The 19,736-nt window shown below is 71.9% G+C and carries 19 protein-coding genes; 7 read left to right on the top strand and 12 right to left on the bottom strand.

Annotated features, from left to right (window positions below; translation table 11 throughout):
• Positions 1-2 precede the first annotated feature (2 nt).
• From SMA5143A_RS02820 to hypE, 3 genes are read left to right on the top strand one after another with little or no spacing between them, the layout of a single operon-like run.
• Complete coding sequence (locus SMA5143A_RS02820; protein WP_099967730.1) at positions 3-284, top strand: HypC/HybG/HupF family hydrogenase formation chaperone; 282 nt, start codon at positions 3-5, stop codon at positions 282-284.
• A complete protein-coding gene (gene hypD / locus SMA5143A_RS02815; protein WP_107461225.1) occupies positions 281-1,426 on the top strand; it encodes a hydrogenase formation protein HypD in 1,146 nt (381 codons plus the stop codon). Before SMA5143A_RS02820 ends, hypD begins: the two co-directional genes overlap by 4 nt.
• Complete coding sequence (gene hypE / locus SMA5143A_RS02810) at positions 1,419-2,486, top strand: hydrogenase expression/formation protein HypE (protein WP_107461224.1); 1,068 nt, start codon at positions 1,419-1,421, stop codon at positions 2,484-2,486. Before hypD ends, hypE begins: the two co-directional genes overlap by 8 nt.
• Positions 2,487-2,562: 76 nt before the next feature.
• Here hypE and hypA read toward each other — a convergent pair whose 3' ends face one another.
• The 8 genes from hypA to SMA5143A_RS42860 all read right to left on the bottom strand — a co-directional run bounded on the left by hypA (position 2,563) and on the right by SMA5143A_RS42860 (position 9,351).
• Entirely contained in the window at positions 2,563-2,919 is a 357-nt protein-coding gene (hypA, locus tag SMA5143A_RS02805) for a hydrogenase maturation nickel metallochaperone HypA (RefSeq protein WP_055541477.1), read from the bottom strand.
• Between the two features lie 7 nt (positions 2,920-2,926).
• The gene (locus SMA5143A_RS42525; protein ID WP_146193875.1) at positions 2,927-3,118 is read right to left on the bottom strand and encodes a hypothetical protein; all 192 of its coding nucleotides are present in this window, start codon (positions 3,116-3,118) and stop codon (positions 2,927-2,929) included.
• Positions 3,119-3,150: 32 nt separating this feature from the next.
• Complete coding sequence (locus SMA5143A_RS02800; protein ID WP_055712432.1) at positions 3,151-3,357, bottom strand: hypothetical protein; 207 nt, start codon at positions 3,355-3,357, stop codon at positions 3,151-3,153.
• A gap of 41 nt (positions 3,358-3,398) precedes the next feature.
• Positions 3,399-3,995 (bottom strand): DUF5947 family protein, encoded by a 597-nt coding sequence (locus SMA5143A_RS02795; RefSeq protein WP_107461223.1) that lies wholly within the window; start codon positions 3,993-3,995, stop codon positions 3,399-3,401.
• Positions 3,992-4,549 carry a NifU family protein gene (locus SMA5143A_RS02790; protein WP_107461222.1) on the bottom strand — a complete coding sequence of 186 codons (558 nt, stop codon included), beginning with the start codon at positions 4,547-4,549 and terminating at the stop codon, positions 3,992-3,994. Before SMA5143A_RS02790 ends, SMA5143A_RS02795 begins: the two co-directional genes overlap by 4 nt.
• Complete coding sequence (locus tag SMA5143A_RS02785; protein WP_107461221.1) at positions 4,542-6,338, bottom strand: nickel-dependent hydrogenase large subunit; 1,797 nt, start codon at positions 6,336-6,338, stop codon at positions 4,542-4,544. The genes SMA5143A_RS02790 and SMA5143A_RS02785 overlap by 8 nt, the downstream gene beginning before the upstream one ends.
• A 117-nt stretch (positions 6,339-6,455) precedes the next feature.
• Positions 6,456-7,544 carry a hydrogenase expression protein HypE gene (locus SMA5143A_RS02780; protein WP_107461220.1) on the bottom strand — a complete coding sequence of 363 codons (1,089 nt, stop codon included), beginning with the start codon at positions 7,542-7,544 and terminating at the stop codon, positions 6,456-6,458.
• A 1-nt stretch (position 7,545) separates the two neighbouring features.
• Positions 7,546-9,351, bottom strand: a complete 1,806-nt coding sequence (locus tag SMA5143A_RS42860; protein WP_375136446.1) for a hypothetical protein — start codon at positions 9,349-9,351, stop codon at positions 7,546-7,548.
• 255 nt (positions 9,352-9,606) lie between these two features.
• Here SMA5143A_RS42860 and SMA5143A_RS02765 point away from each other — a divergent pair, with 255 nt between their 5' ends.
• The gene (locus SMA5143A_RS02765; RefSeq protein ID WP_107461219.1) at positions 9,607-10,446 is read left to right on the top strand and encodes a TIM barrel protein; all 840 of its coding nucleotides are present in this window, start codon (positions 9,607-9,609) and stop codon (positions 10,444-10,446) included.
• A gap of 47 nt (positions 10,447-10,493) precedes the next feature.
• Positions 10,494-11,387 (top strand): 2-hydroxy-3-oxopropionate reductase, encoded by an 894-nt coding sequence (locus tag SMA5143A_RS02760; RefSeq protein ID WP_107461218.1) that lies wholly within the window; start codon positions 10,494-10,496, stop codon positions 11,385-11,387.
• A 373-nt stretch (positions 11,388-11,760) separates the two neighbouring features.
• Here SMA5143A_RS02760 and SMA5143A_RS43675 read toward each other — a convergent pair whose 3' ends face one another.
• Together SMA5143A_RS43675 and gcl are read right to left on the bottom strand one after the other, a co-directional pair.
• Positions 11,761-11,985: a hypothetical protein gene (locus tag SMA5143A_RS43675; RefSeq protein WP_258193246.1), complete on the bottom strand. Its 225-nt coding sequence runs from the start codon at positions 11,983-11,985 to the stop codon at positions 11,761-11,763.
• A 540-nt stretch (positions 11,986-12,525) separates the two neighbouring features.
• Positions 12,526-14,310, bottom strand: a complete 1,785-nt coding sequence (gene gcl / locus SMA5143A_RS02750) for a glyoxylate carboligase (RefSeq protein ID WP_107461217.1) — start codon at positions 14,308-14,310, stop codon at positions 12,526-12,528.
• Between the two features lie 261 nt (positions 14,311-14,571).
• Between gcl and SMA5143A_RS02745 the strand changes: the two genes are divergently transcribed.
• Positions 14,572-15,285 carry a hypothetical protein gene (locus SMA5143A_RS02745; RefSeq protein ID WP_181361692.1) on the top strand — a complete coding sequence of 238 codons (714 nt, stop codon included), beginning with the start codon at positions 14,572-14,574 and terminating at the stop codon, positions 15,283-15,285.
• A 163-nt stretch (positions 15,286-15,448) separates the two neighbouring features.
• On the opposite strand, the gene SMA5143A_RS02740 is transcribed toward SMA5143A_RS02745, so the two are convergent.
• Both SMA5143A_RS02740 and SMA5143A_RS02735 read right to left on the bottom strand, forming a co-directional pair.
• Positions 15,449-17,056, bottom strand: a complete 1,608-nt coding sequence (locus SMA5143A_RS02740; protein ID WP_107461216.1) for an AMP-binding protein — start codon at positions 17,054-17,056, stop codon at positions 15,449-15,451.
• Complete coding sequence (locus tag SMA5143A_RS02735; RefSeq protein ID WP_107461215.1) at positions 17,053-18,732, bottom strand: AMP-binding protein; 1,680 nt, start codon at positions 18,730-18,732, stop codon at positions 17,053-17,055. The genes SMA5143A_RS02740 and SMA5143A_RS02735 overlap by 4 nt, the downstream gene beginning before the upstream one ends.
• Positions 18,733-18,887: 155 nt before the next feature.
• Between SMA5143A_RS02735 and SMA5143A_RS02730 the strand changes: the two genes are divergently transcribed.
• Positions 18,888-19,721 carry a LuxR C-terminal-related transcriptional regulator gene (locus SMA5143A_RS02730; protein WP_107461214.1) on the top strand — a complete coding sequence of 278 codons (834 nt, stop codon included), beginning with the start codon at positions 18,888-18,890 and terminating at the stop codon, positions 19,719-19,721.
• Positions 19,722-19,736: the final 15 nt, after the last annotated feature.

The raw sequence follows: 19,736 nt of genomic DNA, 5'->3' as shown, positions 1-19,736 counted from the left end.
CCATGTGTTTGGCAGTGCCCGGCAAGGTCGTGGCCATCGACGACAGCGCCGACCCCCTCACCGGGCTGATCGACTTCGGCGGTGTGCAGAAACAGGCGTGTCTGGAGTACGTGTCCGACGTGCGCGTCGGTGAGTACGTCATCGTGCACGTCGGGTTCGCGCTCCAGCGCCTGGACGAGGAGTCGGCCCTGGCGTCCTTGAAGCTCTTCGAGGAACTGGGGCTGCTGGAGGAGGAGTTCGGCGACGCCTGGGAGCAGGCGGCGAAGGAGGCGGGAACCCCGTGAAGTACATCGACGAGTTCAACGACCCGGCTCTCGCGCGGCGGCTGCTGGACGAGATCCGTGCCACCGCCACCCGGCCCTGGGCCCTGATGGAGGTGTGCGGCGGGCAGACCCACTCGATCGTGCGGCACGGCATCGACCGTCTGCTGCCCGACGAGGTGGAGCTGATCCACGGCCCCGGCTGCCCGGTGTGCGTGACGCCGCTGGAGGTCATCGACAAGGCGCTGGAGATCGCCGCCCGCCCCGGGGTGATCTTCTGTTCCTTCGGGGACATGCTCCGGGTGCCCGGCACCGACCGGGACCTGTTCCGGGTCAAGGGCGGGGGCGGCGACGTCCGCGTGGTGTACTCACCGCTCGACGCGCTGGAGCTGGCCCGCCGCAACCCGGACCGGGAGGTGGTCTTCTTCGCCATCGGCTTCGAGACCACGGCCCCCGCCAACGCGATGGCCGTGCACCAGGCGCGCCGCCTCGGCCTGACCAACTTCAGCCTGCTGGTGTCGCACGTACGGGTGCCCCCGGCCGTCGAGGCCATCATGACCGCGCCCACCTGCCGGGTGCAGGGCTTCCTGGCCGCCGGGCACGTGTGCAGCGTGATGGGCACGGCCGAGTACCCGGAGCTCGCCGAGCGGTACGGCGTCCCGATCGTGGTGACCGGCTTCGAACCGCTGGACATCCTGGAGGGCATCCGCCGCGCGGTCCGCCAGCTGGAGCGCGGTGAGCACCGGGTGGAGAACGCCTACGCGCGTGCCGTGCGCGACGAGGGCAACCCGGCCGCCGTCCGCATGATCGAGGAGGTGTTCGAGGTCACCGACCGCAACTGGCGGGGCATCGGACGCATCCCCGCGAGTGGCTGGCGGCTCACCGACGCGTTCCGCGCGTTCGACGCCGAGCACCGCTTCGACGTCACCGGGATCCGTACCGAGGAGCCGGCCGAGTGCCGCAGCGGCGAGGTGCTCCAAGGGCTGATCAAGCCCACGGAGTGCGCCGCGTTCGGCACCACCTGCACCCCGCGCAACCCACTCGGCGCCACCATGGTGTCCAGCGAGGGCGCCTGCGCGGCGTACTACCTGTACCGCCGGATGAACGACGGCCCGACACCGCAGGCCGCTCCGGTCGCGCGGGAGGAGATGAACCCCGTTGCCTGAAACCGTCGATGTGGTCGACCCCGCCCAGTGGACCTGCCCCGCCCCACTGCGCGACCAGCCGGTCGTCGTCATGGGGCACGGCGGAGGGGGCGCGCTGTCGGCGGAACTGGTGGAGCAGGTCTTCGCCCCCGCCTACGGCAACGCCGTCCTGGCCTCGCTCGCCGACTCCGCCGTCCTCGAACTGGGCGGCGCGCGGCTGGCGTTCTCCACCGACTCCTATGTGGTCCGGCCGCTGTTCTTCCCCGGCGGCTGCCTGGGTGACCTCGCGGTCAACGGCACCGTCAACGACCTGGCGATGAGCGGTGCCCGGCCCGCGTACCTGTCCGCCGCCTTCGTGCTGGAGGAGGGCGTGGAGCTGGCGGTGGTGGAGCGGATCGCGCGCGCCATGGGCGCGGCGGCCGGGGCCGCCGGTGTCCTGGTCGCCACGGGGGACACCAAGGTGGTGGAGTCCGGACACGGTGACGGGGTGTACGTCACCACCGCCGGTGTGGGCCTCGTCCCGGACGGCGTGGACATCCGGCCGCAGCGGGCACGGCCGGGGGACGCGGTCATCGTCAGCGGGCCCATCGGTCTGCACGGGGTGGCGATCATGAGCGTGCGGGAGGGGCTGGAGTTCGGGGTGGACCTCGCCAGCGACACGGCGCCGCTCGCGGATCTGGTCGCGGCGATGCTGGCCGTCACCCCCGACATCCATGTGCTGCGCGACCCCACCAGGGGTGGCCTCGCGGCGTCGCTCAACGAGATCGCCCGTGCCTCCGGGACCGGCGTCCGGCTCCAGGAGCGCGCCATTCCGGTGCCGGACGCGGTGGCCAACGCCTGCGGTTTCCTCGGGCTGGACCCGCTGTACGTCGCCAACGAGGGCCGGCTGGTGGCCTTCGTGCCGCCGTCGGCGGCGGAGGAGGTGCTGGCGGCGATGCGCGCCCATCCGCTGGGCGCCGGGGCCACGTCGATCGGCGAGTGCGTCGCCGAGCATCCGGGGATGGTCGTGGTCGCCACCGGTCTCGGCGGCACACGGGTGGTGGACCTGCCGCTCGGCGAGCAACTGCCGCGCATCTGCTGAGGACGACGTCCGAGGGCCCCGCCGGTACGCCGGCGGGGCCCTCGGGCTGTGCGGTGGCCGGTTCCGGCCCCCGGGGTCATGCGGTGGCCGGTGCCGGCTCGATCGCGGTGATCTCCAGTTCCCGGCCGCTGCGCAGCTCGGTGGAGGGCCGGTCGCAGCGTGGGCACCAGAAGAACGGCGGCATGCCCACCGCGAACTCCTCGGCGCACGGGCCGCACCACGCCTGTGCGGGGACCTGCTCGACCTGGAGCCGGGCCCCGGCGAGGGCGGTGCCGTCACGGGCCACCTCGAAGGCGAAGCCGAGGGCGTCGGGGACGACGCCCGCCAGCTCCCCGACCCGGACGGTCACCGCCGAGACGGAGTCCGTGCCGTCCGCACGGGCCATCTCATCGGCCCGTTCGATGATCGCGGTCGCGATCGACAGTTCGTGCACGGTCGGCTCACGGATACCGGTGGCCGGCGCGGAAACCGCCGGCCATCCGCCAGATCCGCGCCTCGCGCCGCAGGCTGGGCAGCTCCCACAGGAGCAGCCCCAGGGCCAGACCACCGACCATGGCGGCCTCGGCCATCAGGACCCGCTGTCCGGTCATCCCGCTCCGTCCGCGGTGGGCGGCGGGCCTTCGTGCACGCATGTACGTCATCATTGCGGCGACTCCCTGCTGTCTCATCCCGGTGAGATGTTCGGCATGGTCTCCGCGAGGGTGTCATGCCGCTTCCAGTGGATCCCGGTGGAACGGCGCGCGTCTGCGGTGCCGTCCTCGTGGTGTCCCTTCTGGTCCTTGTACGGTCCCCGGTTGCCCTGGTGCATGCCCATGACGTGCCGGGGCGTGTCGGGCCTGGCCTGGGCCCGGCCCACTCTGATGCTGCCCATGGGTGTTCTCCTTCCTCGCCTCCGACCGGCGGAGTGCGTGGTCATGACCGCTCGGTGAGGTCCTCGAAGAATTCCTCGACGGCCGGCCAGACCCGGCCTCCGCCGGACAGGCCGCGCCACTCGCGGCGTACGAGGGCGACCATGCGGTAGCAGTCGTCGATCGGCACGATCCAGTGGTGGTCGAGGCCGTGGACGGTGTTCACCAGGAGGGCCTCCACATCGGGTTCCATGCCCGCGAGCTGCGGACACGTCCCGGTCAGCTCCTTCCAGGCCGGGGCGTCCACCTCCCAGCGCATGGCGCCCGCGGGGCTCGGGCCCTCGGCGGTGACGGTGCCGTCGGTCCGGGGCACGAAGAACACCAGGCCGACCGGCACCCCCAGAACGGCGGTGTCCAGGTGGGGCAGCCGCACCCGACGCCGGGGCACGAGCCGGTGGTGACCCTCCGCCGCCTTGGCGTCGGCGAACAACACCGAGCAGGGGCCGCACACACAGCGCACCTCCGCCTGCCCGGTGTCGTAGAGGTGGGCGTGCTCGTCGGCGACCGGTGCGGCGCACAGGTCGCACACCTCCGCCCCGGCCGTCGCGGCGCGGTCGGCCGAGGACCGGATGAGGCGGGCCAGCGCGCCCTCGGTGGTCATGGGGAACTCCGGCGCTTGAGCGTGGAGAGCGGCACGAACGCGGGGGCCGGGGCCTGCGGCACCGGTTCCACCGCCGTCAGCTCGGGAGCCATGGCGAGCACCGCTTCACGGACGGCGGTACTCACGTCGCCGCCGCCCCCTCCGCCGCACCCGGATCCGCAGCCGCCGCCCGATGTCAGCCGTACCCGGGCCACGTCCCCGTCCACGCCGGCCCATTCGACGTCGCCGCCGCGTTCCCGCACGGCGGGCCGCAGGCGTTCGACCGCGCGGGCCGCCCGCTGCTCGGGGGGCTCGGGGTGGATGTCGTGCAGCACCAGCAGATGGCCGAGCAGCTCGTCGTCGGCGAGGCGTTCGGCGAGCGGCCCGTCCGCCTGGTCCAGGACGCGGGCCAGGGCCTCGCCGTAGACCTCGGTGAGCAGCCGCACCGCGTCGGTCGCCGCGCGTGCGGCGGGGCCGGGCGCGGACCCGACCTCCTCCAGCAGCGCGTCGAGGCGGGCCAGCCGGGCCTCGACGTCGGGGTCCGCGAGCCGTGCGGGGGCGGCGGCCTCAGCCATGGTTCGCCGCCCCGTACGTCGGCGAGTGGAGCGTGGTCAGCGTCTTGCCCTTGCCCACGTACATGTGGACGCCGCACGGCAGACAGGGGTCGAAGCTGCGCACGGTGCGCATGATGTCGATGCCCTTGAAGTCGTCGGGCCCGTTCTCCTCGAAGATCGGCTGGCCCTGGACGGCGTCCTCGTACGGGCCGGGGGTGCCGAACTTGTCGCGGGGGCTGGCGTTCCACGGGGTGGGCGGGTACGGGTGGTAGTTGGCGATCTTCTTGTCCTTGATCACCAGGTGGTGGGAGAGGACACCGCGTACGGCCTCGTGGAAGCCGCAGCCGATCGCCTCGTCGGGCACCTCGAAGTTCTCGAACACCTTGGTCTCGCCGGCCCGCACCAGCCCCATGGCCTCCTCAAGGAACTGGAGGGCCATCGCGGCCGCGTAGGCGACGAAGTACGGCCGGGCGCGGTCGCGTTCGATGGTGTTGCTCCACTGCGGGATGCGCCACTCGAAGGTGGTCTCCGGAAGCTTCTCGCCCTTGGGCAGGGAGATGCGCACGCTGTGGCCGGTGGCCTTGACGTACGGGGTGTCGACGAGGCCGCTCAGCGCGGTCGACCACAGGCGGGCGAGGGGGCCGCCGCCGGTGTCGAGGGCGAGGTGGTCGCCGGTACGCGGGTCGAGCCAGCGGGGGCTCATGACCCAGCTGTACTTGTCGTCGAAGTTCCGCTTCTGCGGCACCGGGACGGTGGTCTGGTTCCACGGGTGGCGCATGTCGACGGGATTGCCGAGCGGGTCATGGGTGACGAACGGCTTCTCGTTGACCCAGTCCTCGTAGTACGAACTGCCCAGCATGATGCGCAGGCCGAGGTTGATGTCGATGAGGTTGTTGGTGACGAGCTCGCCGTCCACGATGACGCCCGGGGTGACGTACATCTGCTTGCCCCAGGTGTTCATCGTCTCGTAGCGGTAGTCGACGGTCATGGGGTCCTGGAAGGCGCCCCAGCAGCCCAGCAGGACACGGCGGCGGCCGACCTCCTCGTAGCCGGGCAGCGCCTCGTAGAAGAAGTCGAAGACGTCGTCGTTCATGGCGACGGCCTTCTTGACGAAGTCGATGACCCGCATGAGGCGGCTGAGGTAGTCGGTGAAGGTGGTCGGCTGCGGCATCGTGCCGACGCCACCCGGGTACAGCGTCGACGGGTGGACGTGCCGCCCCTCCATGAGGCAGAACATCTCGCGGGTGATGCGGCTGACCTTCAGGGCCTCCTTGTAGACCTCGCCCTCGAAGGGGTTGAAGGCCCGCATGATGTCGGCGACCGTGCGGTAGCCGTGGATGTCGCCGCGGGGTGCCGACGTGGCCTCGGCGCGGGCCAGCACACCGGGGTTGGTGGACTTGACCATCGCCTCGCAGAAGTCCACGAAGACCAGGTTGTCCTGGAAGATCGTGTGGTCGAAGATGTACTCCGCCGCCTCGCCGAGGTTGACGATGTAGTCGGCCAGCGGGGGCGGCTTGACGCCGTAGGCCATCTGCTGGGCGTAGTCGGAGCAGGTGGTGTGGTTGTCGCCGCAGATGCCGCAGATCCGGGACGTGATGAAGCCCGCGTCGCGGGGGTCCTTGCCCTTCATGAACACCGAGTAGCCGCGGAACAGCGACGAGGTGCTGTGGCATTCCACGACTTCCCGGTTGGCGAAGTCGATCTTCGTGTAGATGCCCAGGTTCCCGATGATCCGGGTGATCGGATCCCAGGACATGTCCACGAGTTGTGGCGGCTTGCGCTCGGTGGGCCGGGCCTCGGTGGTGGTCATGTGCGGTGCTGCCCCTCGCTGTCGGCGTGGTGTGGGTGGGGGTCTGGTGGTGCTGGGGGGTGCTGGGGTGCCGCGGGTGGTGGGTCCCGCGGCGGGTGGAACGCGGTGCGCCCGGTGTCAGGGGCGGTAGCGCGGGTTGTAGCCGCTGGTGAGCTTGCGCTTGTTGTGGCGCCACCTCGGTTCGTGGTTCACCAGTTCGTTGGTCATGCCGCGCAGTCGGCGGATGACCGCGCCGTACGGCTTGATGGCGAGCGAGGACAGGGTGCCGCCGGGCGGCTCGTCCATGAACGGCATGAACGCGTCGGGGAAGCCGGGCATGGTGCAGCCGATGCAGATGCCGCCGACGTTCGGGCAGCCTCCGATGCCGGCCATCCAGCCGCGCTTGGGCACGTTGCAGTTGACCACGGGCCCCCAACAGCCGGTCTTCACCAGGCACTTGGGCGAGTTGTAGTCCTTGGCGAAGCCGGCCTGCTCGTAGTACGAGCCCCGGTCGCACCCTTCGTGGACCGTCTTGCCGAACAGCCACTGCGGGCGCAGCATGTGGTCCAGCGGGGGTGGGGGCGCGGAGCCGGCCGCGTGGTAGAGGACCCAGACCAGGACCTCCATGAAGTTCTCGGGCTGGATGGGGCAGCCGGGCACGTTGACCACGGGCAGCCCGCCCTGGGAGGTGTAGTCCCAGCCCAGGTAGTCGGCGAGGCCCATGCAGCCGGTCGGGTTGCCGGACATGGCGTGGATGCCGCCGAAGGTGGCGCAGGTGCCGGCGGCGACCACCGCCCAGGCCTTGGGGGCGAGTTGGTCGATCCACCAGTTGAGGGTCTGCGGCTCACCGGTCTCCGGGTCGTTGCCGAAGGACGTCCAGTAGCCGTCGCCCTCGATGATGTTCTGGTTGGGGATCGAGCCCTCGATGACGAGGATGAAGGGGGCGAGGTCGCCGCGTGCCGCCGCCCGGTAGGGGGCGAGGAAGTCCTCGCCGCCCAGGCTGGGGGACAGCACCTTGTTGACGAGGTTCACCTTCGGCAGGCCGGGGATCAGCCCGAGGACGACGTCCTCGATGGAGGGCTGGCCCGCGGCGGTCAGCGAGACGGTGTCACCGTCACAGCTCATGCCTTCGGAGATCCACAGGATCGTGATCTCGTCGAACCCCTCGCGGTCCTCTCCGCGGCTGGGTTCCTGGCTGACTTCGGTGGTACTGCTGCTGGTGGTCATGTCATCGGCCTCCGCTGCGGCGGGTCTCGGAGTCGGTTGTCGAGTGCCGCGCCGAAGCTGCGGCGGGAGCCGGTTTCGACGGCTCGTCCGGGGATGTGGCGGGCTCCAGTGGTTCGAGCTCGTCGGTCCGGAAGTAGAGGAAGCGGCCGTACCAGGTGTGCAGTTCGGACGCGGGGTCGTCGTCGAGGGTGACGGCGAGATGCACGCTGCCGTCGACGTCGTGGAAGACGGCGGCCACCTCCGCGGTGCGCCCGGCCAGGAACATGTCCTGGGCGTCGGCGCTCCTGCGGGGCCGCAGCCGTACGCGGCTGCCGCCGCCGACCGGCACCCCGTCGACGAGCACGGTCTCGGTGGTCGGCGAGAGCCCGTCGTCGGCCCCCTCCTGCCACCAGACGGGACGCTCGGCCGCGGACGCCGCGGACGCCGCGGGGGCGGCGAAAGGGGGCGTGGGGGCCGGGGTGGTGGCGACCGGAAAGAGGGTGGTCGGGTCGGTGTACGGGGCCGGGCCCGGGGCCTGCGCGGCGGCGACGGGGGCCGACGGGGCAGTGCCGGGGGTGGTCGACAGGGCGGCGGGGTCCGACGGGGCGGCGGCCGAAGTCGCGGCCGCGGGGGTGGCCGCAGGAGCGGCAGCGACCGAAGCCGCGGTCGCGGGAGCGGCAGCGACCGAAGTCGTGGTCGCGGGAGCGGCGGTGGCCGGGGTCAGGGAGCGGACCGCGCCGTGGAGGCGGGCGAAGATTTCCGGGGGCATGGTGTCGACCCGGTCGAGGATCGCGGCGGCCCGCGGGTCGGTCGCGCGCGCCTCCCGCTTCTCCTCGTCGGTCAGCAGCATGGTGCGCAGCGTCAGGATCTCGTCGATCTCCGCCGCGTCGTGCAGGTCTCCCGGGCTCTCCGGCGCCACCTGGGGGTGGTCGGGCAGGATGATCGGCGCGGAGAGCACCACGGGGCCGGCGGGGGGCTCGTCGGCGAGGACGGGGAAGGTGAACTCGTTCCGGCAGGCCCGCGCCTGGTCGGCCAGGCCCGCCGGCGGGTCGATCAGCGAGACGAACTCCACGCCGTCACCGCCGATGAGGGTGTGGGTGGCGATGAGTGCCCGCCGCAGCGCCTGGTCGCGAGGCGCCCGTGGCTCCAGGCCGTCCACGGCGTTCGCGGTGCGTACGCGGAGCCGGAACAGGTCGTCCCCGAGCCGCTCGGCCGTCAGGGTGACGCTCGCCCTCACCTCCTCGCGGCGCCGCACCACCCGGCCCGCGCGCCCCGGCAGCGGCTCGATGTCCTCACCGGCCGCCGCCCGCACCGGGACGGTGCTCCCACCGCTCAGCAGGTCGTCCAGCGGGACGACGATCTCGGTCTCGCGCGGGACCGCCTCGTCGAAGGTCAGATGGACCGTGTCGTCGTCGGTGCGCAGTGAGGCGACCGGGTGGTGGCCGCCGTCGGGGCCGGCCTCCTCGACCTGCTTGTGCTGCGTCTGGAGGTGACGGAGCCTCACCCGGACGCTCGCGCCGGGCCGCCGGACGCGTAGCAGACACTCGGTCCGCTGGTACCAGGAGTCGGCGGAGCCGGAGACACCGGGGGCCACGGGACCGTCCGCCTCCACCCACTGCCGGGGGAACAGCACCCCGAACTGCCAGCGGACGCGGTTCTTCGCGGACGACCGCCGGTAGGGGTACAGAAGGTAGCCCTCGTAGAGGACGGCGTCGGCGACGGCGGTGATCTGCTCGAAGAGGCCGCCGCGGGACGGGTCCGGCGGCAGGCCGGTGTCCATGCCCGTGTCCGGGCACACCGTGCCGCTGTCGACCGGTCCGTACGCCATCGCGCCCTCCTTCTGCTCGTGTGCCGGCTCATCCCTTCCACCACCGTCACACCGCTCACGCTCTCTCGCCTCCTCCGGCGGAGCGCACTGAGCCGTTCGAGGGGCCGTTCCAGCGCGCCGACTTCCGCCGCGCCCCTCTTGACAAGCCCGGACCCCGAACAGCAAGCTTCCATTAAGCAGAAGATAGTTTCCATAATACGGAAACTAGGGATGGAAGCACTCGGAAGCGGCACGGAAGGGAGCGTCTGAGGCCCCATGGGATTCGCGGCGCAGCGCTTCAACGTCAACCTGTCGATCCTCTTCACGGAGCTCCCGCTCCTGGAGCGCCCCGCGGCAGCCGCCGCGGCCGGCTTCACGGCGGTCGAATTGTGGTGGCCCTGGGTCGACTCCCCCACCCCCGACCAGTCGGAGCTGGACGCCCTCGGGCGCGCGCTCGACGGCGCCGGTGTCCAGCTGACGGGGCTCAACTTCTACGCCGGGCGGCTGCCGGGCCCGGACCGCGGCGCCCTGTCGGTCCCCGGGGAGGAGTCGGAGCGGTTCCGCGCCAACGTCGACGTGGTCGCCGACTTCGCACGGTCGGTGGGCTGCACGGCCCTCAACGCCCTGTACGGCAACCGCGTGGAGGGCGTGGACCCCGCCGAGCAGGACGCGCTCGCGCTGGAGAACCTGGTCCTCGCCGCGCGGGCCGCCGACCGGGTGGGCGCGATCCTGCTGATCGAGGCCCTGAACAAGGTGGAGTCCCCGCTCTGCCCGTTGGTCTCGGCCCCCGCCGCCATCGATGTCGTCGACCGGGTCAACCGGGTCTCGGGCCTCGGCAACGCCCGCTTCCTGATGGACCTCTACCACCTGTCCATGAACGGCGAGGACCTGCCGTCGGTGATCGAGCGGTACACCGACCGGACGGGCCATGTGCAGATCGCCGACAACCCCGGCCGCGGCGCGCCCGGCACGGGCTCCCTCCCCCTGTCCGACCTCCTCGACCAGTTGGGCAAGGCGGGTTACGAGGGCCGGGTCGGCCTGGAGTACAAGCCGGGCGACCGGCCGAGCGCCGAGGCCTTCGAGTGGCTCCCCCGTGAGGCCCGCGCGGCACGCTGAGCGCCACCGACCAGACGCAGCAGAGCAGTCAGAGAGGCACCCTCATCATGCGCAGCAGTCTTCCCAAGGTCGCCTGGATCGGACTCGGCATCATGGGCTCCCCCATGTCCGAGAACCTGGTCAAGGCGGGCTACGACGTCACGGGCCACACCCTGGAGCAGGACAAGCTCGACCGGCTGACGGCGGCCGGCGGCACCGCGGCGGCCTCCGTCGCGCAGGCCGTGCGCGACGCCGACGTCGTGATCACGATGGTGCCCGCGTCCCCGCAGGTCGAGGCGGTCGCGTACGGCCCCGACGGCATCCTGGAGAACGCGCGGGCCGGGGCCCTGCTGATCGACATGTCGTCCATCACCCCGCGGACCTCGGTCGACCTGGCGAGGGCGGCGAAGGACAAGGGCATCCGTGTCCTCGACGCGCCTGTCTCCGGTGGCGAGGCCGGGGCCGTGGAGGCCGTGCTGTCCATCATGGTGGGCGGTGAGCAGGCCGACTTCGACGAGGCCCAGCCGCTCTTCGAGGCGCTCGGCAGGACCATCGTGCTGTGCGGCCCGCACGGCTCCGGGCAGACGGTGAAGGCCGCGAACCAGCTGATCGTCGCGGTGAACATCCAGGCGTGCGCCGAGGCCGTGGTCTTCCTGGAGAAGTCGGGTGTGGACCTGGGGGCCGCGCTGGACGTCCTCAACGGCGGACTCGCCGGCTCGGCCGTGCTGACCCGCAAGAAGGACAACTTCCTGAACCGGGACTTCACGCCGGGCTTCCGGATCGACCTGCACCACAAGGACATGGGCATCGTCACCGACGCCGCCCGCGCCGTCGGTGCCGCGCTCCCCGTCGGCGCCGTGGTGGCCCAGCAGGTGGCGTCGCTGCGCGCGCAGGGCGACGGCGGCCTGGACCACTCGGCCCTGCTGCGGGCCGTGGAGCGCCTCTCCGGCGCCCGGCTCTGAGGCCCGGGGACCGGAGCCCTCCCGAACTTCCGGTCCGCGGCGCGCCGACATCTGTCCTGTCGCGCCCAGGCGCCACCGCGGACCGGAACCCCGACGAACCCGACGAACCCGACGAACCCGATCAACCACCTGACCGCGTCCGGCTCCTGACATTCCATCAGGGACGAACCGCACGGACGCACCGCTGCCGCGCACCCCGCCGGACCACAGGGATGAGGGGTCATCCGGTCCGGTACGCGCGGGCAGGGCGAGGACCGCGGCGGCGTGCACGCCAGTGCGGTGGCGCAAGGCATCGCCCCCGTCCCGACGTGAGGGACGCCGGGCCGATGCCGTCGTGCGCCGCCGCGGTCCCAGCCGCCCACGCCCCTCCCGGTCACAGCTCCGGCGGCAAGGGCAACAACTCCCGTACGGCGCCCAAAACCTCGGCCGGCCACCCGGCCCGCCCCTCTGGCACCTCGGGGTGCGGCGCGGGGTGGCCGACGAGGACGAGAGCACCGGCCCGGCAGGTCTCGATGCCGACCTCCTCGCGGATGCGGTAGCGGTCCTCGTCGAGCCCGACGAGGTAGTTGACGGCCCCCGGCCTTCCTCGACCATCCACCGGTGCGTGACCCGCTTCGTCTCGCCCAGGTAGTCCCGCGTCCGTGCACGCCGTTGATGTGCGCGAGGACGGCGGTCACGGCGTCCTGCACCGCCTGGTGGAGGGATTGCGCGGCCCGGGTCCGCCAATCCGTGACGGGGGGTCGGGGCCGGCACGCTCCGGACCCGTCCGTCTACGCAAGGGGGCGTAGAGCGCCTACGGAACCCTCAAATCAACCTCTGAACCACCGTCGAAGGGCTTCAACTGCCCCTGGGTGCGGGCACATCCTCGACACACGAGGCCCGCCGGCACGGGGGCGGCGGGCCTCGACGGGGAGAGAGCTCCGTCGTGGGTACGGGGGAACGCGCTCTCGCGGGCACGGGGGAAACGGGGGTCCGCGGGGTCGCGGGTTCGGCGAACGGGGGAAAGAGGTTCGCGGAATCAGGGGGAACGGGGGGCACGGGGGAAACGGGGGCCGTGCGGCGGTGTGACAAAGCGGCTCGCATCATGCGAGGTCACACCGGCGCACGGCCCCCGCCCGCGTTCGGAACGAGACCCCCGTCAGACCTTCAGCGTCCTGATCGACGTCGGCGCGTGCCACGGCTCCGTCGCGAGTTCCTCGAACTCCACGACGGCGCCGATGTCGTTCGTCGTGGACATCGAGATGTTGGTGACCCGTTCCAGGATGGCCTCGACGACCACCGGCACCCGGTACCGCGCCGCGAGCTTCTTCGCCTCCTCGAAGGCGGCGCCCAGGTCGGCCGGGTCGGTCACCCGGATCGCCTTGCAGCCGAGGCCCTCGGCGACCTTGACGTGGTCGACGCCGTAGACGCCCAGCTCGGGCGAGTTGACGTTCTCGAACTCCAGGTTGACCTGGAAGTCGATGTCGAAGGCGCGCTGCGCCTGCCGGATGAGGCCCAGGTAGGAGTTGTTCACCAGGACATGGACGTACGGGATCCTGTGCTGTGCCCCGACGGCCAGCTCCTCGATCATGAACTGGAAGTCGTAGTCGCCGGAGAGGGCGACGACGGACGCCTCCGGGTCGGCCCTGGCGACGCCGAGCGCTGCGGGGACGGTCCAGCCGAGCGGGCCCGCCTGGCCGCAGTTGATCCAGTGGCGCGGCCGGTGGACGTGCAGCATCTGTGCGCCGGCGATCTGGGAGAGGCCGATGGTGGTGACGTACCGGGTCTCGGGGCCGAAGGCCCGGTTCATCTCCTCGTAGACGCGCTGCGGCTTGATCGGGACGTCGTCGAAGTGGGTACGGCGCTGGAGTCGGGCCCTGCGGTCCTGCGCCTCGGCGGCCCACGCGGAGCGGTCGGGCAGCCGGCCCTCCGCCTTCAGCTCCCGCGCCACCTGGACGAGGAGTTCCAGCGCGGCCCCCGCGTCCGAGGCGATGCCGTAGTCGGGGGCGAAGATCCTGCCGATCTGCGTGGGCTCGATGTCGACGTGGACGAACGTCCGCCCAGCCGTGTAGACGTCCAGGTTGCCGGTGTGCCGGTTGGCCCAGCGGTTGCCGATGCCGAGGACGAAGTCGGAGGCGAGGAAGGTCGCGTTGCCGTAGCGGTGCGAGGTCTGCAGGCCGACCATGCCGGCGTTCAGCTCGTGGTCGTCGGGCAGGACTCCCCAGCCCATAAGGGTGGGGACGACCGGGACACCGGTCAACTCGGCGAACGTGACGAGCAGTTCACTCGCGTCGGCGTTGATGACACCGCCGCCCGCGACGATCAGTGGCCGCTCGGCGGCGTTGAGCATCCCGGTCGCCTTCTCGATCTGGGCGCGGGTCGCGGCCGGCTTGTAGACGGGGAGCGGCTCGTACGTGTCCGGGTCGAACTCGATCTCGGTGAGCTGGACGTCGATCGGGAGGTCGATGAGGACCGGTCCGGGACGGCCGGAGCGCATCAGGTGGAACGCCTGCTGGAAGACGCCGGGGACCTGCGCCGCCTCCAGGACGGTCACCGCCATCTTGGTGACCGGGCGGGCGATGGAGGCGATGTCGACCGCCTGGAAGTCCTCCTTGTGGATCACGGCGGTGGGTGCCTGGCCGGTGACGCAGAGGATGGGGACGGAGTCCCCGGTGGCGGAGTAGAGGCCGGTGATCATGTCCGTGCCGGCGGGCCCGGACGTGCCGACGCAGACCCCGATGTTGCCGGGGTGGGCGCGGGTGTAGCCCTCGGCCATGTGCGAGGCGCCCTCGACATGCCGGGCGAGGGTGTGGTGGATGCCGCCGACGGCCTTCAGGGCGGCGTAGAAGGGGTTGATCGCGGCGCCGGGGACACCGAACGCGTCGCTGACGCCCTCGCGCTTGAGGATCTCGACTGCCGCGCGGGCAGCGGTCATACGAGCCATTGCGTACTCCTGCTTCAGCTGTCGGACTCGCGCTCCCGTCGCGCCCCGCCGCGAGCACTTCCGTGATCCTGTTTTCCGTATACTGGAAAGTGACTTCTGCTATATGGAAGCAATGTAGGAGTCGGTGGGGAGGCCGTCAAGGGCGGGACCGCCGACTCGACCGCGCCTGTCGCGGTGTTCCCCTGCCGGTGCGCCCCCGACTGGAGGACGATGAGGGGGCTGTCGCGACGGGACCCGGTGAGCTCGGTGGTGGGGTGGGACATGAGCGAGACCATGGCGGTGCGCTGCCCGGAGTGCGGACGGGAGCACCAGTACGCCGCGCCCGCCTACCCCTGTGCGTGCGGCACCCCGGTCGCGCCGCCCCTGAACCGGCGCGCCGCCCCCGTCTGCGTCACCCACCGCACATGGGACGAGGACTGGGTCACCGTCCGCTGCGGGAGCTGTGGACGCGCGGACCAGTGGCCCCATCCGGAGCTGGGCTGCTCCTGCGGGACCGTGCTGCGCGTGCCCGTCACGGCCGCCGCCCAGCCGTCGGGCCCGGGGGGCGGTAGCCCGGCCGAACCGCCCGTGGCACCGCCCGCCGCGTCGCGGGCCCCGTTCCAGCCCGTCCCGATCCGCACCGCGCGCGACGCGGTCACCGCCGTCGCCCTCTATCTGCGCCGGCTGGGCTACAAGGACATCCGCCGGGCCGACCAGCGCCAGCCGCACGGCATCGGGCTCGCCGCGCACGGCCTCCTGGTGCAGGTGCACCCGCTGGTCCAGCCGGCCGCGCCCCGCGACGTCGAATGTCTGTGGCTGACCGCGATGGCCGAGTCCTGCGACTGTGTCTGCTTCTCGCTCGCCGGATACACGGACGACGCCCGGGACCGCGCCGACGGCCTGGGCGTCGCCCTGTTCGTCCTGGACCTCACGGGCACCCCGCAGCCGGTGAACACGGCCGCGGTGGAGCTGGTCGCGACCGGCGGGGGAACGTGACCCGTGGCGGAGGACACGAACGGTGCGGCACTCGGGGGCGCCCCGCAGGCCGCATGAGGGCCCCCGCGCACGACCGGCGGGGGCTCGGGCTCGTTGCTCGTTGCTCGTTGCTCGGGCTCGGGCTTCGGGCTTCGGGCTTCGGGCTTCGGGCTCGGGAGGCCGCCTATCCGGCCGCGTACCGCTCCCGCAGTTCGATCTTGCGGACCTTCCCCGACACCGTCATCGGGAACGCGTCCAGGATGCGCAGCGCGCTCGGGATCTTGTAGTGCGCCAACTGCCCGTCGCAGAAGGCGCGCAGCTCCTCCAGCGTGAGCGGCCGCGCGGGGTCGCGCGGGATGACACAGGCGAGGACCTCCTCGCCGTACCGCTCGTGCGGCACGCCGACCACCTGTACGTCGGCGATCCCCGGGTGGCCGTACAGGAACTCCTCGATCTCCCGCGGGTAGATGTTCTCGCCGCCCCGGATGATCATGTCCTTGATCCGGCCGACGATCTCGACGTACCCGTCCTCACGCATCACCGCGAGGTCCCCGGTGTGCATCCACCGGCCGGCGTCGACGGCCTCGGCGGTCTTCTCGGGCTCCTCCCAGTAGCCGAGCATCACGCTGTAGCCGCGGGTGCACAGCTCCCCCGCGGTGCCCCGCGGTCGGGTGACCCCGGTGGCCGGGTCGACGATCTTCACCTCGATGTGCGGGAGGACGCGGCCGACGGTGCCGGTGCGGTGCTCCAGGTCGTCGTCGCGCCGGGTCTGGGTGGAGACGGGCGAGGTCTCCGTCATGCCGTAGCAGATGGACACCTCGGCCATGTGCATGTCGGCGACGACCCGCTTCATCACCTCCACCGGGCAGGGCGAGCCCGCCATGATGCCGGTGCGCAGGGACGACAGGTCGTACGACGCGAAGTCGGGGAGGTTCAGCTCCGCGATGAACATCGTCGGCACGCCGTACAGGGAGGTGCAGCGCTCCTGCTGGACGGCCTCCAGGGTGGCCCCCGGGTCGAAGGACGGGGCCGGGATGACGACGCAGGCGCCGTGCGAGGTGGCCGCCAGGTTCCCCATGACCATGCCGAAGCAGTGGTAGAAGGGGACGGGGACGCACACCCGGTCCTGCTCGGTGTAGGCGATCGACTCGCCCACGAAGTAGCCGTTGTTGAGGATGTTGTGGTGGGAGAGGGTCGCCCCCTTGGGGAAGCCCGTGGTGCCCGACGTGTACTGGATGTTGATCGGGTCGTCGCAGGACAGCTCCTCGAACGGGACGGGGGTCCCGCGCGCGATCAGCGCGTCCCAGCTCGGGTCACCGATGTACACGGTCTCCCTCAGTCGCGGGCAGTTCCCGCGCACCTGCTCCACCATCGCCCGGTAGTCGCTCGACTTGTGGCTGAGCGAGGCGAACAGCAGCGAGACACCGGCCTGGTTGAGGACGTACTCGACCTCATGGGTGCGGTAGGCCGGGTTGATGTTCACCATGATCGCGCCTATGCGCGCGGTGGCGTACTGGACGAGCACCCACTCCGGGCAGTTGACCGCCCAGATGCCCACCCGGTCGCCCTTGGTGATCCCGCTCGCGACCAGCGCGTACGCCAGCCGGTCGACGTCCGCCGCGAACCGGGCGTAGGTCCAGCGCCGCCCGGACGGCACGTCGACGAGGACCTCGCGGTCCGGCCAGGCGGCCACCGCGCGGTCGAGGTTGGCGCCGATGGTGTCGCCGAGCAGGGCCGTGCCGCTCGTCCCGTGCGCGTACGACGCTCCCGTGGGCCCGCCGCTGCCACTCACCGGAAGTCCTCCTCGCGGTACTCGGCGTCCGAGCCCCCGGCGGTGGCCTCGCGCAGCTCGATCCGGCGGATCTTGCCCGACACGGTCTTCGGCAGATCGGCGAACTCCAGCCGGCGGACCCGCTTGTACGGCGCGAGGACGGTCCGGGAGTGCTCGAAGAGGACCTTCGCGGTGTCCGGGCCCGGCTCCCAGCCCGCCGCCAGCACGATGTACGCCTTCGGCACGGCGAGCCGCAGCTCGTCCGGCGCGGGCACGACGGCCGCCTCCGCGACCGCCTCGTGCTCCAGGAGGGCGCTCTCCAGCTCGAACGGGCTGATCTTGTAGTCGCTCGCCTTGAACACGTCGTCGGCGCGGCCCACGTAGGTGATGTAGCCGTCCACGTCGCGGGAGCCGATGTCGCCGGTGCGGTAGTAGCCGCCGGCCATGGCCTCCGCGGTGCGGTCGGGGTCGCCGTGGTAGCCGGTCATCACGCCCACGGGCCGGTTGGACAGGTCGAGCGCGATCTCGCCCTCGTCGACGTCGGGGGCGCCCGTGACGGGGTCGAGGAGGACGACCTGGAAACCGGGGCTGGGCCGGCCCATCGAGCCGGTCTTCAGCTCCTGGCCGGGGCTGTTGGAGACCTGCACGGCGGTCTCCGTCTGCCCGAAGCCGTCCCGGATGGTGATGCCCCAGGCGCGCCGCACCTGCTCGATGACCTCGGGGTTGAGCGGCTCGCCCGCCGCGACGACCTCGCGGGGCGGGGTGCGCAGCTGGGTCAGGTCGGCCTGGATCAGCATCCGCCACACCGTCGGCGGGGCGCAGAAGCTGGTGACGCCCGCGCGTTCCATCTCCGACAGCAGCCGGGCAGGGTCGAAGCGGGTGTAGTTGTGGATGAAGACGGTCGCCTCCGCGTTCCACGGGGCGAACAGGTTGGACCAGGCGTGCTTGGCCCAGCCGGGCGAGGAGATGTTGAGGTGGACGTCCCCGGGCTTCAGGCCGATCCAGTACATCGTCGCCAAGTGGCCCACGGGGTACGACACATGGGTGTGCTCGACCAGTTTCGGCCGGGCGGTGGTGCCCGAGGTGAAGTACAGCATCAGCGGGTCGGAGGCGTTGGTCTCGCCGTCCGGCGTGAAGTCGGCGGGGGCCGCGTAGGCGTCCTCGTAGGGGCGCCAGCCGTCCGCGGTGCCGCCGACGGCGACCCGGGTGTAGCGGCCGGGCACCTCGTCGAACTTGGCGGCGTCCTCGGCCCGCGCGATCACATGCCGGACCCGGCCCCGTTCGACGCGGTCGCGCAGGTCGGCGGGGCCGAGCAGCGGGGTGGCGGGGATGACGACGGCGCGCAGCTTCATCGCCGCGAGGGCGGTCTCCCACAGCTCCGCCTGGTTGCCCAGCATGACGAGGACCCGGTGGTCGGCCCGTACGCCCTGGGCGCGCAGCCAGTTGGCGACGCGGGAGGAGCGCTCGGACATCTCGGCGAAGGTCAGCCGGGTCTCGGTGCCGTCCTCCTCGACGATGTGCAGCGCCGTGCGGTCGTTCCCGCGTGCGATCTCGTCGAACCAGTCGAGTGCCCAGTTGAAGAAGTCGGGGCGCGGCCACGTGAAGCCCTTGCAGGCCGTGGTGTAGTCCTCCCGGTGGGCCAGCAGGAAGTCCCTGGCCGCCCGGAACTCCTCCGTGGCGCTCGTCCTCGCCGACATGTGTCCTCCTCATTGCCGGACCGTCGCCTGACATCGTGTAATGCGTGATACGCGTCTCACTACCCCCGAACGGGGGTGCGCCGCGCGGAAAGGGCGAGTTCGTGGCAGTGGATTCCTTCGGTCCCGTCGATCCTGCTTCATCCGGTTCGACGGACATGCGCGGCGCGCTGAACCGCTTACGGCTGGTCACCGGGCTGCCGCTGGCCTTCGCCGGACTGGTCGAGCCCGGTCCCGGGCAACTGCGCATCAGCGAACTCCAGGGCAACCGGACGACCTCGCTCAGCGGGCTGTCCGTGCGCTCCGGGAACGGGCTGGGCGGCAAGACGGTGGCGCTGGCCCGCCCCTGCTGGGTGACCGACTACTCCGCGTCCCGGCAGATCAGCCACGAGTACGACGCCGCCGTCGCCGCAGAGGGCATCCGCTCGGTCCTCGCCGTGCCCATCGTCGTACGGCGCCGGGTGCGGGGGGTGCTGTACGGCGCCCTGCGCGCGCCGCAGCCGCTGGGCGACCGCACGGTCGGGGCGGCGATGGAGGCCGCGCGGGACATGGAGCAGGCCCTGGTGGTGCGGGACGAGGCCCGGAACCTGCTGGCGGCGGCACGACCGCCGGAGGACGGGTCACCGGGGGCGTGGGAGGAGGTCCGCGAGGCGCATGTGGCGCTGCGGGCGCTGGTCCCGCGCATCGACGACCCGGAGCTCCGGCGGGAGCTCCTCCAGGTGTGCGGCCGACTCGCGGGTGCCGCCGCCACGGACACCCCCGGCCCCGACGCGCCCGCCCCGCCCGCCGGGCCGCGGGTCACGCTCACCCCCCGTGAGCTGGACGTCCTGTCCTGTGTGGCGCTCGGCGCGACCAACGCCACCACCGCCGACCGCCTCGGCCTGCGCCCCGAGACGGTCAAGGGCTACCTCCGCTCCGCCATGCGCAAGCTGGAGGCCCACACCCGCCTGGAGGCGGTGGTGGCGGCCCGCCGAGCGGGGCTGCTGCCCTAGGGACGGTCGTCAAAC

It is taken from the genome of Streptomyces sp. MA5143a, assembly GCF_900290235.1.
Taxonomy (GTDB): Bacteria; Actinomycetota; Actinomycetes; order Streptomycetales; family Streptomycetaceae; genus Streptomyces.
The sequence above is the reverse complement of the archived record's forward strand: the minus strand, read 5'-3'. Positions and strand labels throughout refer to the sequence as shown.

Bases quoted from the DNA above. Each gene is read 5' to 3' on its own strand.
- SMA5143A_RS02820 (WP_099967730.1), top strand. From the start codon at position 3: ATGTGTTTGGCAGTGCCCGGCAAGGTCGTGGCCATCGACGACAGCGCC.
- SMA5143A_RS42525 (WP_146193875.1), bottom strand. From the start codon at position 3,118: ATGCGTGCACGAAGGCCCGCCGCCCACCGCGGACGGAGCGGGATGACC.
- SMA5143A_RS02800 (WP_055712432.1), bottom strand. From the start codon at position 3,357: ATGGGCAGCATCAGAGTGGGCCGGGCCCAGGCCAGGCCCGACACGCCC.
- SMA5143A_RS02795 (WP_107461223.1), bottom strand. From the start codon at position 3,995: ATGACCACCGAGGGCGCGCTGGCCCGCCTCATCCGGTCCTCGGCCGAC.
- SMA5143A_RS02790 (WP_107461222.1), bottom strand. From the start codon at position 4,549: ATGGCTGAGGCCGCCGCCCCCGCACGGCTCGCGGACCCCGACGTCGAG.
- SMA5143A_RS02785 (WP_107461221.1), bottom strand. From the start codon at position 6,338: ATGACCACCACCGAGGCCCGGCCCACCGAGCGCAAGCCGCCACAACTC.
- SMA5143A_RS02780 (WP_107461220.1), bottom strand. From the start codon at position 7,544: ATGACCACCAGCAGCAGTACCACCGAAGTCAGCCAGGAACCCAGCCGC.
- SMA5143A_RS42860 (WP_375136446.1), bottom strand. From the start codon at position 9,351: ATGGCGTACGGACCGGTCGACAGCGGCACGGTGTGCCCGGACACGGGC.
- SMA5143A_RS02765 (WP_107461219.1), top strand. From the start codon at position 9,607: ATGGGATTCGCGGCGCAGCGCTTCAACGTCAACCTGTCGATCCTCTTC.
- SMA5143A_RS02760 (WP_107461218.1), top strand. From the start codon at position 10,494: ATGCGCAGCAGTCTTCCCAAGGTCGCCTGGATCGGACTCGGCATCATG.
- gcl (WP_107461217.1), bottom strand. From the start codon at position 14,310: ATGGCTCGTATGACCGCTGCCCGCGCGGCAGTCGAGATCCTCAAGCGC.
- SMA5143A_RS02745 (WP_181361692.1), top strand. From the start codon at position 14,572: ATGAGCGAGACCATGGCGGTGCGCTGCCCGGAGTGCGGACGGGAGCAC.
- SMA5143A_RS02735 (WP_107461215.1), bottom strand. From the start codon at position 18,732: ATGTCGGCGAGGACGAGCGCCACGGAGGAGTTCCGGGCGGCCAGGGAC.
- SMA5143A_RS02730 (WP_107461214.1), top strand. From the start codon at position 18,888: ATGCGCGGCGCGCTGAACCGCTTACGGCTGGTCACCGGGCTGCCGCTG.